We start from the raw sequence: 14,528 nt of genomic DNA on the forward strand, positions 1-14,528 counted from the left end.
CGGAGCAGACCCATGACCACCCCTGCGACCACGACCACCCCTCCCACCGTGGCCCCCAGGCGTATCGATGTGTCGCTGCCCGGCCGCGGGTACCCCGTCCACATCGGCCCCGGTGTGCGTCACTCGCTCCCCGAGGTGGTGGCCGCGATCGGGGCGAGGCGGGTCGCCGTGGTCTCGGCCAGGCCGCCGGAGTGGACGCCGGATCCCGGAGTGCCGTCCCTGGTGGTGCCGGCCCGGGACGGTGAGCGGAACAAGACACTGGCCTGGGTCGGCGAACTCTGCTCCCGCTTCGCCGAGTTCGGGCTCGGCAGGTCGGACGCGGTCGTCTCGTGCGGCGGCGGGACGACCACCGACGCCGTGGGGCTCGCGGCGGCGCTCTACCACCGCGGCGTGCCCGTCATCCATCTGCCCACGTCCCTGCTGGCGCAGGTCGACGCGAGCGTCGGCGGGAAGACGGCGGTGAACCTGCCGCAGGGCAAGAACCTGGTCGGCGCGTACTGGCAGCCCAGTGCCGTGCTCTGCGACACCGACTACCTTCAGACCCTGCCGCCCCGGGAGCACGTCAACGGCCTCGGCGAGATCGCCCGCTGCCACTTCATCGGGGCGGGCGACCTGCGCGGACTGCCGCTGCACGAGCAGATCGCCGCGAGCGTGGCGCTGAAGGCGTCCGTCGTCGCCGCGGACGAACGCGACGCGGGCCCCAGGCATCTGCTCAACTACGGTCACACCCTGGGGCACGCCCTGGAGCGGGCCACCGACTTCGCGCTGCGGCACGGTGAGGCGGTGGCCGTGGGCACGGTGTTCGCGGGCCGGCTGGCGGGCGCGCTCGGCCGGATCGGCCCGGCACGGGTCACCGAGCACACCGCGGTCGTCGAGGGGTACGGACTGCCGGCCCGGCTGCCGGCCGACGCGGACGTCGCCGCGCTGATCGCGCTCATGCGGCTGGACAAGAAGGCCACGGACGGGCTGACCTTCGTCCTGGACGGCCCCCGGGGCGCCGAACTCGTACAGGACGTCCCGGAACAGGTCGTGGCCGACGCCCTGGACGCCATGCCCAGGGAGCCGGTCGCCCGTGCCTGACATCGGCGGAAGCACCCGGCTGTACGCGGTGCTCGGCGACCCGGTCGCGCAGGTGCAGGCGCCGGCGCTGCTCAATCCGGTCTTCGCGCGCCTCGGGCTGGACGCGGTGCTGTTTCCCGTACACGCGCCGGCGGACCGGCTAGGGGCGGTCATCGGCGGGTTGCAGCGCATCGGCAATCTGGACGGTCTGCTCATCACCGTCCCGCACAAGATCGAAGCCTGCCGGTACGCGGACGAACTGAGCCCGGCCGCCGCGCTGGTGAACAGCACCAACGCGATGCGGCGCGAGGCGGACGGCCGCTGGTACGGCGACAACTTCGACGGCGCGGGGTTCGTCGCCGGTCTGCTGAGCGCCGGCCACGATCCGCGGGGGAAGCGGATCTTCCTGGCGGGGGCCGGCGGCGCGGGCACGGCCATCGCCGCGGCGCTCCTCGGCGCGGGGGCCTCGCATCTGTCGGTGTACGACCCCGATCCGGACCGGGTGGCCACGCTGACCGGCCGTCTCGAGGGCAGCGCGCCCGGCCGCACGACCGGCTCGGCCGCGCCTCGTCTGCATGACGCGGACGTGGCCGTGAACGCCACTCCGCTGGGGCTCCGGCCCGGTGATCCGCTGCCGTTCGCGCCGGACCGGCTGCCGCCGGGTTCGGTCGTGGCCGACATCGTGATGCGCCCCCGGGAGACGGAGTTGCTGAGGAGGGCGGCCGAACTGGGCCTTCCCGTCCATCACGGCATCCATATGCTGGGCCATCAAGTCGCCCTCTACCAACGGTTCTTCCGCCTCGAACCGGGAGGGGCCACCCGCGCGGCAATTCTGTGAACAGCCCATTAAGCGACCCGGGCGGCACAGGCGTTCTCTCCTATGCTGGCCGCCGGGTCGCATTCGACACGCCGATCGGACCGGCCCAACGGCCGCGTGCGCACGGTGCCTCGCTGTGTCCCCCGCGGCCGGCCACGAGCGGGGGGCATGTGATGCGGTTCAATCTGCTGGGTCCGTTGGAAGCCACGCGTGACGGGGGCCCGGTGCAACTCGGCGGGGTCAATCAGCGTGCGGTGCTGGGCTATCTCCTGTTGCATCCCAACAAGGTCGTCGCCACCAGGGAGCTCGTCCAGGCCCTGTGGGGGGAGGGCGCGCCGCCCACGGCCCGCAAGATGGTGCAGAACGCGGTCGCGGGGCTGCGCCGGGCTCTCTCGGAGGGCGGGTCCGTGTCGCTGACGACGTCTCCGCCCGGCTATGTGCTGCGCGTCGACGCGTCGGAGATCGACCTGACCCGCTTCGAGGAACTGGTGCAGCGCGGCCGTGCCGCGCTCGCGTCCGAGTCGTGGGCGACGGCGGCGGGGCTGCTGCGGGAGGCGCTCGCCCTGTGGCGCGGCCCGGTGCTGGCCGATGTGTCGGAGAACGGCGTCGCCTGGCCGGAGTTCGCCGTGGTCCGGGAGGCCCGGCTGACGGCCTTCGAGGACTGCGCCGAGGCCGAACTCGCGCTCGGCAGGCACCGCGAGCTCGTGGGCGAACTGGCCGCCCTGGCCGAGGAGGAACCGGTCCGCGAGCGGCTCTGCGGTCTGCTGATGCTGGCCCTCTACCGGTGCGGACGGCAGCCGGAGGCCCTCGCCGTCTACCAGCGCATCCGTGACGAGCTCGTCAACGGCTTCGGTCTCGATCCCGCGCCGGAGCTCCAGGACCTGGAGCGCGCGATCCTCAACCAACGCCCCGCACTGGCCTGGCAGTCGGCGCCCGACGCGCCCGCGGCCGACCATCCCCTGCCCGCGTCGGACCACACGGGCGTGCGGGTGGTGTCCCCCCTGCCCGTACCGGTGCCCGCGGAGCGCCCCGTAACCCTTCCCGCCCCCGCCCCGCCGGGCCTCTCGACGCCGCCGCGCCGCCGGGCCCGGGCGATGACCGAACGCAAGCAGGCCAGTGTCCTGCTGATCCGCGCGCGGGTGGACGCGGGTGCGGACGACCCCGAGCAGATCGACGAGGCCCTGCGGGACCTCACCGGCATCGTCGTCGAGGAGGCGGGCCGGTTCGGCGGGCTGGTGCGCGGCACCCTGGGTTCCGTGCGCCCGGTGTTCTTCGGCGTTCCCCGGGCGTACGAGGACGACCCGCGGCGTGCGGTGCGGCTGGCGCTGGCCATCCGCGAGCGGCTCGGCGCAGGGGCCTGCTGCATGCGGGTGGAGCTGGCGGTGGCCACCGGTGAGGTCCTCGCCACGTACGACGACGCGGGCGACGACCAGCCCGCCGAGGTGACGGGCGCGGTGCTGGACGAGTGCGAGGCCCTGCTCGCCGTCGCCGGCCGGAACGGCGTCCGCATCTCCGAGACCACACGGCGCGCCAGCGGCTACCTCTTCGACCACCCGACGCCGGGCGACACGGGTGCGGGGCGCGAGGTGAGCGTCGTCCTGCCCTCCCCCGCGCCGGCGCTGCCCAGCACCCGGCTGGTCGGGCGCGAGCGTGAACTCGAAGTCCTCACGGGCCTGTTGACCGACGTGCTGCGCCGCGACCGGCCCCATCTGGCCACGGTGCTCGGCGAGTCGGGCCTCGGGAAGAGCCGCCTGGTGGCGGAGTTCGGCCGCACGCTGCGCAACCGCTCGCGGCCGGTCCGGCAACTCACGGTGCGCGTACCGGCGTTCGGCGGCGGACGGGCCTTCGCGCCACTGGCCGCCGTCGTGCGTTCGTACGCGGGCATCGCGGATGGCGAGCCGGAGGCGCTCGCCCACCGGAAGCTCACCGAGGCGTTGCACCGGCTGGTGGGGTTCGGTGACGGGGCGGCCTGGATGCTGGACCGGCTGCGGCCCGAGGTCGTGCTCCCGGCCCGGGGGGCGGCGGTCCGGTCCGACGAGGACGCCGACGCCCGGGAGGAGCTGTGGGCGGCGGGGCGGCGCTTCATCGAGGAGGTGGCGGCCCAGCAGCCGACCGTACTGCTGCTGGAGGACGTGCACCTGGCGGACAGGGCGCTCCTGGATCATGTGGAGGACCTCACCGAGCGCCTCGTCCGTGTGCCGTTGCTGGTCGTCGTGACCGCGCGCCCGGAGCTGCGGCAGCGTCGTCCGCGCTGGTCCTGCGGGAAGCGTGACGCCACGACGCTGGTGCTCGACCCGCTCCCCGACGACACGGTGGCCGCGCTCCTGACCCATCTGCTGGACCGCCGGGTCGACGCCGGGACGGACGCGGAGCTCGTCTCCCTGGTCGGCGGGGTGCCGCTGTTCGCCGAGGAGTTCGCCCGGGCGCTCCGGGACCGGCCGCACAACGGGACGCCGCCCGTGCCGCGGCGGGTGCGCAATGTCGTCGCAGCCCAGCTGGACACGCTTCCGCCCGCCTGGAAGACCCTGCTGCGGGACGCGGCGGTGCTGGACGGCCGGATCGGGGCGGTCGGGGTGGCGGCCCTGTCGGAGCTGGACCTCGATGAGGCGGCGGCGGGTCTGCTCCAGCTGGAGCGCAAGGACCTGCTGCGCCGGGTCCGGCAGGGTTCGCTCTCCTGCGATGTGCGGTACGTCTTCCGGCACGGTCTGGTACGAGAGGTCGCGTACGCCCAACTGGCCCGCCGGGACCGGGTGGTCAGACATCGCCGCGCCATCGCCTGGATCGCGGGCCTCCCCGCCGACCAGGGGCATCTGCTGATCCACCACTACCGTCAGATCGTGGCCCTGACAGCCGCCACCGGCCGGCCGACCGCCGCACTGGTCCAGCAGATCGTCCAGTCGCTGACGGAGGCCGGGGGCAGAGCCGCCGCGGCGGGCGCCCGTGAGGCGGCTCTCCTCTGCTACCGGGGCGCGGCGGAACTGTCTCCGCACGCCGTCACCGCGCGGCGGCAGCTCCTGCTGCTGCACCGGCAGAACGCGGACTCGCCGGGCCCGGAGGCCGTGCACCAGATGTGCCGCTGACGGAGACGGCCCCGGCGGTCGGCGCTCCCGCGCGCGGCCGGGCGGTGGACGGGGACGGGCGGTGGTACGGGGGTGGGGGGCGTACCGGGGAGGGGCCGGGGCTGGGATGAGGCGGAGCGGGGGATGAGGACGGGCGGCGTACGAGGACGGGCGGCGTACGAGGACGGGCGGCGCATGAGGACGGGCGGCGCATGAGGACGGGCGGCGTACGAGGACGGGTTGACACGGGCGCGTGATCATGGCGCACTGGGGTGACATGTCAACCTCCCCTCGCCCTCTCTAGGATTCCGTCCCATGAGCAGCACCGCAGACCATCTCACGGCCCGCGAAGACCGCCTGTGGCGCGCGTTCTTCGAGACCCAGGTGCTCTTCTGGCGGCGGCTGGGCCAGCAGCTCCACCAGGACACCGGCCTGTCCGAACCCGACTTCGCGATCCTGAGCGCACTGGAGCAGGCTCCCGAACAGCGGCTGCGCGCCTTCGAGTTGAGTGATGTCACACAGTTCGAGAAGAGCCGGCTGCATCATCACCTGAACCGGATGATCACCCGCGGCCTGCTCACCCGCGAGCAGTGCCCCGGGGCGTCCCGGGGCACCGTCATCGCCCTCAGCCCCGAGGGCCTGGCGGCCATCACCGCCGCGATCCCGCGCCGTGCCGCGCACATCCGCCAGTGGCTGACCGATCCACTCGACGAGGCTCAGATCGACGCGCTGACACAGACCTCCGAGGCGATGCTCGACCGCCTGCGCGCCACCGACACTCCCCCCGCGCCCCCATCGGCCGGCTGCGCGTGAGGGCAACCGGCAACTCCTCGATGATGTCGAGGTGTTCCTGACCGCTCGCCAGCAGTGCTCCCGCCGCGGCCTCGCGCCGGTCCATGCGATCGGCCTCATCCCGGTCGCCGTAGTCATGACAGATCACACAGCGGCAGGCAGGAAGCCCGTCAGGCATCTCGGGCGACCCGGCCGGTCCGGCGGATGATCCGTTCTGTCGCCGCGGGAGCGGGCCATACCTGAATCAGGTACGCCTCGACCGGGTCGTCGTTCGGACCGAGGCAGTCCCTGGCACGTCCCTCGTCACGGCCGCGGGCATGGACACGCAGACGGTGGCTTCCCGGCCCGTTGGTGACGAGGTCGGGCAGGTCCTCGACTTCGCCGTCCCCCCAGGAGGTGACAGAAGCCGATCCGGTGGAGGAGATGAACGACGTCTCCACCACCTCCTCCCAGTCGCCCTCGTGCGGCGGTGGCTCGGTCTCGTGGGTGATGACGGTGACCTCGACCGGTCCGATGGTCAATCCGGTCAGGATGACGGCCCCGTCCTCCGCGACGGCGATCAGCCCGCCGACGGCGTCCGCGATGCCTGGCACCCGGTCGGTGCCGAGGTCGGGATCGACCACGTAGAACTGACGGGAATAGACCCATACATGGGCGGTCCCGCGCTCTTCCGGCATACAGGCGCCTCCTCGGCGTCAGGACGTGGCGCCCGGAAGGCGTCACCGCTCAGCTCAGGATCCCATGATCCTTTTACGCCGTGAACGGGTACCCGGGAGTCACCACACCCTCCCCGCCCCGCCGTGGGTTTCCGTCCCCCACGCCGGGCGGGCGTGGACGGCCGTGCCGACACCGGCTGACGGGCATTCGGTTGAGCCGCACCTGTGTGCGCAGGCGTTCTCCGGGCAGCGGGGATAGGGGTGGCGGGATCGGCCGCCGCCGCTGACCCGGGAGAACGACCTTGACGTACGACGACGACCACGCGGTTCAGCTGCGGGACGACCTGGAGACCGCGATCAGCGGCTACATGGTGACCGTGGCGGGTGTTCTGCTCGATGAGGACCTCCCCGTGGCCTCCATCTCGGCGTACGGGGACTTCGACGACCCGCGTCAGGACGACTTCGAGGGGGACGTGGAAGGGAGCGTGGAGTTCGCCCATGCCTTCCGGCGAAGGTTTCTCGGTGACGGCGGTGAGGCGGGCCTCCTCTGGTGCGGCGTCTCCGGGTGGTGCTTCTTTCACATACCCGAGGGGTCCGGTCGGGCGCTCCTGGAATCCGCTCGCTGGATGGGCGGCGGGCTCACGCCCGAGCCGAGGCGCGTCGCCGCGTTTCTGTCCGAGGTACAGCTCGACGCCCGTAACGCGGGAAGCGACGAGCGACCCTTCTACCGTGTTTCGCACGCCGAGCCGGCCAAGCTGCTCCAGCGGCTCGCGGCCTACGGGGAGGCGGGCGAACACGCGGACCGATCGCACGGGGGCGGGCGCCTCGCCTCCATGCGGAGTGCTGCCGGTCTGCGGCACGCGGTGAAGGAGCTCACGGCAAAGAAGCAGGAGATCGTCGACCTGCCCCTCCACACCGGGGAGCTGAAGGCCCTCATGGAAATCCTCGAGTACGTCGAGGGGGCCGCGCCGCACGACGGGCTGAGCGAACTGACACGTCGTCTGGCCCGTGACCTGTCGCTGAGGGCACGGGACGGCCGCGAGAGCGTTCACGAGCACCGCGAGGCCATCGAATACGCCGAGGAACTTCCTCAGTGATCCCGACAGCCCCCGCAGCTCCTGCGGCTCCCGCAGCTCCTGCGGCTCCCGCAGCTCCCGCAGCTCCCGCGCGAACGTCGTACGGAGAGCACCGGAGCCCCGGCGACCGGAAGGGGCGTGCGGAATCCGGGGAGGGTGCGAGCAGTTCGTTCGGATCCGCCCGGCATGTCGGCGCCCTCCCGCTGTCGGGCCGGTGCAGCGTGGGCGGTGACGACCGCCCGGACGACCTTCACCCCGTCGACCGGGCGGCGACTCCCCCATAGAGCGCGTACCGCCCGCCGACCCGGATCGTACGGCCGAACCGGCGACCGGCGCGGCAGCGAGGAGCAATGATGCGTGACACCCCTGGTCGGCGTGGGCCCCATCCCGATACCGGCAGTCCTCTGCGGGGGCGGGTCGCGGTCGTCACCGGTGCCGCTCGTGGCATCGGTGAGGCCCTCGTACGGAGCCTGGCCGGTACGGGCATGCACATCGCCCTGCTCGGGCGCGAGAAGGAGACCCTTCAGGAGGCCGCCGCGTCCCTGTCCACCCCGAACATCTGCGTCGAGTGCGACATCACGGACACCGCGGCGCTCACGGACGCGGCACGGCAGGTGGAGGCGCGGCTCGGCCCCGCGAGTGTCGTCGTCGCCAACGCGGGAATCGCGGTGAGCGGGCCGTTCGACCGCACAGCCGCCGAGCTGTGGCGACGGGTCATCGACGTCAACCTCACCGGGTCCGCCAACACCGCCCGGGTGTTCCTCCCTCAGCTCACCGCCACCCGCGGCTACTTTCTGCAAGTCGCCTCCACGGCCGCCTTCGGCGCCGCGCCCATGATGAGCGCCTACTGCGCTTCCAAGGCCGGGGCGGAGTCGTTCGCCCTCGCGCTGCGGGGGGAGGTCGAACCGGACGGCGTCCAGGTCGGCATCGCCTATCTGCACTGGACCGGAACCGACATGCTCAACGGCATCGACGACCAACCCGTCCTGGCGGCCCTGCGACGGAACCAGCCGCGTCCTGCCCGCCGCGTCCACACCCCGGACCAGGTCGCGCGGTGGCTGACCACCGGTATCACCCACCGCGCGCGCCACATCTACGCGCCGCCGTGGTTGCGCTGGTGCCAGCCTCTGCGCCCCCTGTTCCCGGGACTCGTCGCCCATGTCACCCGACGTGAGCTGCGGGCCCGCCCCCGCAGCGCGCTGACCTCCGCCGCCGAGGTCCTCGGCACGGGAGGCCGCGCTGACTGGGACTCCTACCGGGCCTCCCGCTCCTCTCCCCAGCGCGACCCCTGAGGTCGGGCTGCCCGCCCCGCGCCGACCGCGGCCCGTCCACGGTTTCGGCGCTCCACGGACGCCCCTGCCCCGATCAGAGCCTCCGGCAGGCGTTCGCGGCGTCGGCGCGAGGCGTCGCGCCGCACAGCGAGCAGCGTCGGGCGCTCGAACGCCGTCGCCCGGAGGCCGTCCACGTCACGCGGGGGCGGCCGGCGTGTCAGCGGGCGCGGCGGATGCGGATCGGCCCCCTGGCCCGGTCCGGGTCGACGGGCTGTCCGCCCTGGGTGATCTCCGCCTCGCCGGCCGCGACCAGACGCCGGGCCGCGCGACGGACCGGTTCCATGAGGGCGCGCCAGCCGTCGTCGTCCCCCGCGTACACCGCCCGTGCGGCGTCGGAGGGACAGATCGTCCCGGTCGGGCCTCGCCGCTCGAGCAGTTCGACGATCGCCCGCTCAATGCGCCGGTCCAGACCGCGTCCGCCGTCCGTCACACCCCCAGTGTTCCACCGGCGGGGGCGGTGCGCTCGGGCCGGGCCGGCCGCCGCCGATGGGTCACCGCGCAGGGCGGGCCAGGATGCGGAGCGCTCCCGGCTGCACCCGGGCCGTCACCGGGAGGGTCGCGTCGACCTCGCCGTCAGCGCCGTACGGAAGCGGTCGGTCCGCCTCGATGCGGATCTCCTTGCCGCGCAGGATCTCCACCTGCGGGCGTCGCACGTGCGCTCCGGTCTTCAGTTCGTTCATCGTCGCGAAGAAGTGGCGCTTGGGCGCGTCGCCTATGACGACGACGTCCAGGAGTCCGTCGTCGAGCCGGGCGCCGGGGGCGACGTTCCTTCCGAAGCCGTAGAAGCCGGAGTTCGCCGCCACGACGGTGTAGCCGGACCGCTCGTGCGTCACCCCGTCGACGGTGATGCGGTAGGCCGCGGACTTCCAGGTGAGGATGGCCCGCAGGCCGCCCGCGTAGTACGACGCGGCTCCCCGCAGCAGTCGGGAGTCGTTCGCGTGGCGGTTGGCCACCGCGTCGACGCCCGCGTACACGCTCCCGAGGACGGAGATACGCGGATGGGCGGCGGACTCCACCTCGATCGTGTCCACCGGGCGCGGCTCGGCGTCGAGCAGCACCCGCGCGAGGCCGGAGGCGTCGGCGGGCAGGCCGAGTGCCCGGGCGAAGTCGTTGCCCCGGCCGGCGGGGACCAGGCCGAACACCGTGTCCGTACCGCTGAGTGCGCCGCCCACGCAGCCGGCCATCCCGTCGCCGCCGACCGCGAGCACGATGTGCCCCTGCTCGCCGGCCCTGCGGGCGAGTTCCCGGGCGTGTTCCAGACTGCGGCTGTACACGGTGTCGAGCCGCGCACCCGCTTCCCGCAGCAGCCGGGCCAGCGGGAGCAGGGCCGCCGTGCCGCTGGACCCCCCTGCCGAGGGGTTGACGACGGCGGTGAACTGTCGCATGGATGTGGCCTCCGGCGGGAGAGAAAGGGGACGGCGGACGGGCGGACGGACTCCGCCCGGAGGGGCGCGGACTCCGCGACCGGCAGGGGTGCGGTTCGACGGGGAGGGGGCGGTTGCTGGGGGGCTCGGTTGCTCAGGCGTTCGGATTCTTGACGTTCGGATTCTCAGGGCTTCAGATGCCCAGGGCTTCGGATGCCCAGGCTTCGGATGCCCAGGGCTTCGGTTCAGCGGATGGGGATGAGGACGCCGGGGCTGAGGACGCCGGAGGGGTCGACCTCGGTCTTGACGGCCTGGAGGATGCGGACGCCCAGGGGGCCGATCTCGCGGGCATACCAGTCGCGGTGGTCGGTGCCGACGCCGTGGTGGTGGCTGATCGTGCCGCCCGCCGCCAGGATCGCGTCGTTGGCGGCGCGCTTCACCGGCTCCCAGTGGGCGACCGCGTCCTCGCCCTGCGCCGAGACGACGGTGAAGTACAGCGACGCGCCGTTCTCGTAGGTGTGGGAGACGTGGCACATGACGAGCGGCGGGGTGCCGGCCTCGGTCAGGGCGGTCGTCAGCGCGTCGCGCACCGCCGTGTACAGCCGGGGCAGCGCGGACCAGAACGCCGCGGTCTCCAGTGTCTCGGCGAAGGCGCCGGCGTCGAGCAGCGCGTCGCGCAGATACGGGGCGTTGTAGCGGCCGTGCTCCCAGCGGTCGCCGGGCTCCTCGCCGACGTACTCGCCGCCGGCGTCGAGCAGGATCTCGCGGGCGGCGGCGCGGCGGACCTCGGTCTCGCCCTCGGCGCCCTCGTAGCCGGCGATCGCCATGCAACCCCCGCTCCCCGGGCCGTCCAGGGCGCCGATCGCGTCCGGCTGGGCGAGCCCGATGAAGGTCTCCGTCTCGTCGGACAACCGGAGCACGGTGGGGCGCGGGCCGTCCTGCGCGAGCCGGCGAAGGGCGGCGGCGCCCGCCTCGAAGGAGTCGAAGCGCCAGCCCTCGTAGACGCGCCTGCGGGGCAGGGGACGGATGCGGACGGTGACCGCGGTGATGACGCCGAGACTGCCCTCGGAACCAAGGACCAACTGCCGCAGGTCGGGGCCGGCGGCGGAGCGGGGCGCGCGTCCGGTCTCCAGCGTGCCTTCGGGGGTGGCGACGGTGAGGGCGAGGACCATCTCGTCGAACCGGCCGTACCCGGCCGATGCCTGGCCGCTGGAGCGGGCGGCGGCGAAGCCGCCCACCGACGCCCACTCGAAGGACTGCGGGAAGTGGCCGAGGGTCCAGCCCTGTTCGTTGAGGAGTTCCTCGACCCGTGGGCCGCGCAGGCCGGGCTCCAGCGTGGCGGTGCGGGAGACCTCGTCCACGGTCACCAGCCGGTCGAGGCGGCGCAGGTCGAGGGCAACAAACGGCCGCTTCGTCTCCGGCGCGAGACCGCCGACGACGGAAGTGCCGCCCCCGAAGGGGACGGCCGAGACGCCGTGTGCGGCGCAGGCGCGCAGAACGGCGACCACCTCGTCATGGCTGCCCGGGAGCACGACCGCGGCCGGGACGTCGTCGACCTCGCCCGCGCGGATGCGGAGGAGGTCGGGGGTGGACTTGCCCCGGGTGTGCCGGATGCGGCTCTCGGCGTCGTCCCGCAGGGCGTCCTCAGCGGCGAGTGCCCCGGCGAGCGCGGTGCGCGCCTCGTCGGTCAGGGGCGGGGCCGGGAGGTCGATGGCGTCGAGGGTCGACGGTCCGCTCGGGCGGGGAGTGACTCCCAGCAGGTCACGCAGCAGGCCCGTCACCGTGTCGGGCAGGGGGGCCGCCTTCGCCGGGTCGCCCCAGCCGCTCCACAACATGTCCACTTCGAGGCTTTCCTCTCGATCTGACCCTCTGATCCACGGATGGTGATGCCGTCCACCTCTCCTGGCATTACACTGTGACAGATGACGCCCATTCGTCACAACCACTCGGACCCAACGGAGCCGGGCCGATCGGAGCGCAACCGCTCGGACGCCGATCGCGTCCTGGACGCGGCACGCGACTGCGTACTGGCCGTCGGCGTCCGCCGGACGACCCTGACCGACGTCGCCCGGCGCGCAGGCGTGTCCCGGATGACGCTGTATCGCCGGTGGCCCGACGTCCGCAGCCTCGTCGGGGACCTGATGACCCGTGAGTGGACCGCCGTCGCCGCCGGGGCCATAGCGGAGGGCCCGGACGAGCGGTCCGTCCGGGAACGGATCGTGGACGGACTCGCCGCGGGCGCCGCCGCCTTCCGGGCCCATCCGCTCTTCCACAAGATCCTCGACGTGGACCCGGAGATGCTGCTCCCGTACATCCTCGATCGCCGGGGCGCGAGCCAGGAAGCCTTCCTGGAGCTGCTCGTCGCCGCGATCGCGGCGGGCCACGAGGACGGATCCGTGCGGCGCGCGCCGGTGGACCTCCAGGCCCGCTCGCTGCTGCTCGTCGTGCAGTCCTTCACCCTCTCGCTGCGCACCATGACCGACGAGACCGATCCCGAACTGAGCGAAGCCGCCTTCCTGGGCGAACTGCGCATCCTGCTGGAGAGGACCCTCAGCCCATGACACCCACGAGCAGCCCCCGCCCGCCCGGTTCCTCGCTGAACGCCGAGCGCCGGAGCCGCGAACTCGCCGAACTCGCGGACGGGGCCGAGGTCGACGTCCTCGTCGTCGGACTCGGCGCGACCGGGGCCGGCGCCGCGCTCGACGCGGCCACGCGCGGGCTCAGCGTCGCCGCGATCGACGCGCACGACCTCGCGTTCGGCACGTCGCGCTGGAGTTCCAAGCTGATCCACGGCGGACTGCGCTACCTCGCCTCCGGGCAGTTCGACGTCGCCCACGAGAGCGCCGTCGAGCGCGGCGTACTGATGGAGCGGACGGCCCCCCACCTGGTCCGCGCCCAGCCGTTCGTCCTGCCCCTCACCCCGCTCGTCAGCCGTGGTCAGGCCGCCCTGGCCCGGGCCGGCTTCCTCGCCGGCGACATGCTGCGGGCCTCGGCCCGTACGTCACGGCGCACGCTGCCCGCCCCCCGCACCCTGTCCGCCGTCGAGACGCGCCACCTCGCTCCCCCTTTGCGCCCCACCGGCCTGCGCGGCGGCCTGCTGTCCTGGGACGGCCAGCTCACCGACGACGCACGCCTGGTCACCGCGATCGCCCGCACGGCGGCGGCGCACGGCGCGCGGATCCTCACGCGCACCCGCGCACTCGAACTCACCGGCGACGGCGCACGGGTCCGGGACGAGACGAGCGGCGAGGAGCTGCGCATCCGCGCCCGCGCGGTCGTCAACGCGGCCGGGGTGTGGGCGGGCGGACTCGTCGACGATATCCGGCTGCGGCCCTCGCGCGGCACCCACCTCGTCCTGCGCGACCAGGACCTCGGCAGGCTCTCCGCGGGTCTGCACATCCCGATCCCGGGCGAGACCAACCGCTTCGTCCTGGTCCTCCCCCAGGGCGACGGCCGGGTGTACGTCGGACTCACCGACGAACCCGTCGACGGCGAGGTCCCCGACGTGCCGGAGGTCCCCGAGACCGACATCGGCTTCCTCCTCGACGTCCTCGGCTCCGCCCTCGACATCACCCTCCACCGCGAGGACGTCGTCGGCGCGTTCGCCGGTCTGCGCCCGCTCCTGGACACGCGCGGCGAGGAAGGCCGCACCTCCGACGTCTCCCGCAAGCACGCGATCCTCACCTCTCCTGACGGCGTCGTGACCGTGGTGGGCGGCAAGCTGACGACGTATCGCCGGATGGCACAGGACACCCTTGACGCCGCCGTGGCCGCCCGCGCCCTGACCGCGGGCCCCTGCCGCACCGCCTCGACGCCGCTCGTGGGCGCCGCCCGGCCGCAGGCCCTCGCCCACCTCGACGTCCCGGCGCGACTCGTACGCCGCTACGGCACCGAAGCCACCGCCGTCCACGAACTCGGGCTCCAGGACCCGGACCTCGCCCGCCCCGTCGTGCCCGGCCACCCCGTCACGCGCGCCGAACTCCTGTGGGCGGTCCGCCACGAGGGCGCACTCGACGCCGCCGACCTCCTCGACCGCCGCACCCGCATCGGCCTGGTCGCCGAGGACCGGGCCGCGGCGGTGGCGGCGGCCGACGAGATGCTGGCGCAGACGGTGTGACGGCCCCGGCCTCGCCACGGGTCCGGGGCCGAGCACGGCATCGCCGGCCCACGGAACCGGCGAGACCGGCCCACCCATGTGTTGACAGTGCACACATGGCAGCGTTACCTTCATGCAGCCGCCGCTGACGTAGCCGTGAGGGGCCGCAAGAAATACCATCGCGCCCAGTGACGCGGCATCGGTTTCCGCACCGAGACCGCCCTCCGCATCGCCCCCGAGCACGCCCGGCACGACGAACTCGGCTTCTTCCCCCTCGA

12 protein-coding genes are annotated in these 14,528 nt (G+C 73.5%); 8 read left to right on the forward strand and 4 right to left on the reverse strand.

What is annotated here, in order from left to right; translation table 11 throughout:
• Positions 1-12: 12 nt before the first annotated feature.
• From ACLJPL_RS20465 to ACLJPL_RS20480, 4 genes are all read left to right on the forward strand, one after another.
• On the forward strand, positions 13-1,080 hold the full coding sequence (locus ACLJPL_RS20465) for a 3-dehydroquinate synthase family protein (protein ID WP_411082303.1): 1,068 nt from the start codon (positions 13-15) through the stop codon (positions 1,078-1,080).
• Positions 1,073-1,897: a shikimate dehydrogenase family protein gene (locus ACLJPL_RS20470; protein WP_411082304.1), complete on the forward strand. Its 825-nt coding sequence runs from the start codon at positions 1,073-1,075 to the stop codon at positions 1,895-1,897. Before ACLJPL_RS20465 ends, ACLJPL_RS20470 begins: the two co-directional genes overlap by 8 nt.
• Positions 1,898-2,073: 176 nt before the next feature.
• Positions 2,074-4,956 carry a BTAD domain-containing putative transcriptional regulator gene (locus ACLJPL_RS20475; protein WP_411082305.1) on the forward strand — a complete coding sequence of 961 codons (2,883 nt, stop codon included), beginning with the start codon at positions 2,074-2,076 and terminating at the stop codon, positions 4,954-4,956.
• Positions 4,957-5,250: 294 nt separating this feature from the next.
• Positions 5,251-5,748, forward strand: coding sequence for a MarR family winged helix-turn-helix transcriptional regulator (locus tag ACLJPL_RS20480; protein ID WP_411082306.1), 498 nt, complete (start codon positions 5,251-5,253; stop codon positions 5,746-5,748).
• A 149-nt stretch (positions 5,749-5,897) separates the two neighbouring features.
• On the opposite strand, the gene ACLJPL_RS20485 is transcribed toward ACLJPL_RS20480, so the two are convergent.
• Positions 5,898-6,404, reverse strand: coding sequence for a hypothetical protein (locus ACLJPL_RS20485; protein ID WP_411082307.1), 507 nt, complete (start codon positions 6,402-6,404; stop codon positions 5,898-5,900).
• A 281-nt stretch (positions 6,405-6,685) separates the two neighbouring features.
• On the opposite strand from ACLJPL_RS20485, the gene ACLJPL_RS20490 reads away from it, so the two are divergent.
• Both ACLJPL_RS20490 and ACLJPL_RS20495 read left to right on the forward strand, forming a co-directional pair.
• Positions 6,686-7,480: a hypothetical protein gene (locus ACLJPL_RS20490; protein WP_411082308.1), complete on the forward strand. Its 795-nt coding sequence runs from the start codon at positions 6,686-6,688 to the stop codon at positions 7,478-7,480.
• 332 nt (positions 7,481-7,812) lie between these two features.
• The gene (locus ACLJPL_RS20495) at positions 7,813-8,751 is read left to right on the forward strand and encodes an SDR family oxidoreductase (protein WP_411082309.1); all 939 of its coding nucleotides are present in this window, start codon (positions 7,813-7,815) and stop codon (positions 8,749-8,751) included.
• A gap of 196 nt (positions 8,752-8,947) precedes the next feature.
• Here the strand turns inward: ACLJPL_RS20495 and ACLJPL_RS20500 are convergent, their stop codons facing one another.
• The 3 genes from ACLJPL_RS20500 to ACLJPL_RS20510 form a co-directional block, all read right to left on the reverse strand.
• A complete protein-coding gene (locus tag ACLJPL_RS20500) occupies positions 8,948-9,220 on the reverse strand; it encodes a DUF3253 domain-containing protein (protein WP_411082310.1) in 273 nt (90 codons plus the stop codon).
• Between the two features lie 61 nt (positions 9,221-9,281).
• Positions 9,282-10,175, reverse strand: coding sequence for a diacylglycerol/lipid kinase family protein (locus tag ACLJPL_RS20505; protein WP_411082311.1), 894 nt, complete (start codon positions 10,173-10,175; stop codon positions 9,282-9,284).
• Positions 10,176-10,399: 224 nt separating this feature from the next.
• A complete protein-coding gene (locus ACLJPL_RS20510) occupies positions 10,400-11,995 on the reverse strand; it encodes an FAD-binding oxidoreductase (RefSeq protein WP_411082312.1) in 1,596 nt (531 codons plus the stop codon).
• Positions 11,996-12,076: 81 nt separating this feature from the next.
• Here ACLJPL_RS20510 and ACLJPL_RS20515 point away from each other — a divergent pair, with 81 nt between their 5' ends.
• Both ACLJPL_RS20515 and ACLJPL_RS20520 read left to right on the forward strand, forming a co-directional pair.
• Positions 12,077-12,715, forward strand: coding sequence for a TetR/AcrR family transcriptional regulator (locus ACLJPL_RS20515; RefSeq protein WP_411082313.1), 639 nt, complete (start codon positions 12,077-12,079; stop codon positions 12,713-12,715).
• Complete coding sequence (locus tag ACLJPL_RS20520; RefSeq protein ID WP_411082314.1) at positions 12,712-14,271, forward strand: glycerol-3-phosphate dehydrogenase/oxidase; 1,560 nt, start codon at positions 12,712-12,714, stop codon at positions 14,269-14,271. The genes ACLJPL_RS20515 and ACLJPL_RS20520 overlap by 4 nt, the downstream gene beginning before the upstream one ends.
• Positions 14,272-14,528: the final 257 nt, after the last annotated feature.

Source organism: Streptomyces sp. cmx-18-6 (assembly GCF_046548915.1).
GTDB lineage: Bacteria > Actinomycetota > Actinomycetes > Streptomycetales > Streptomycetaceae > Streptomyces.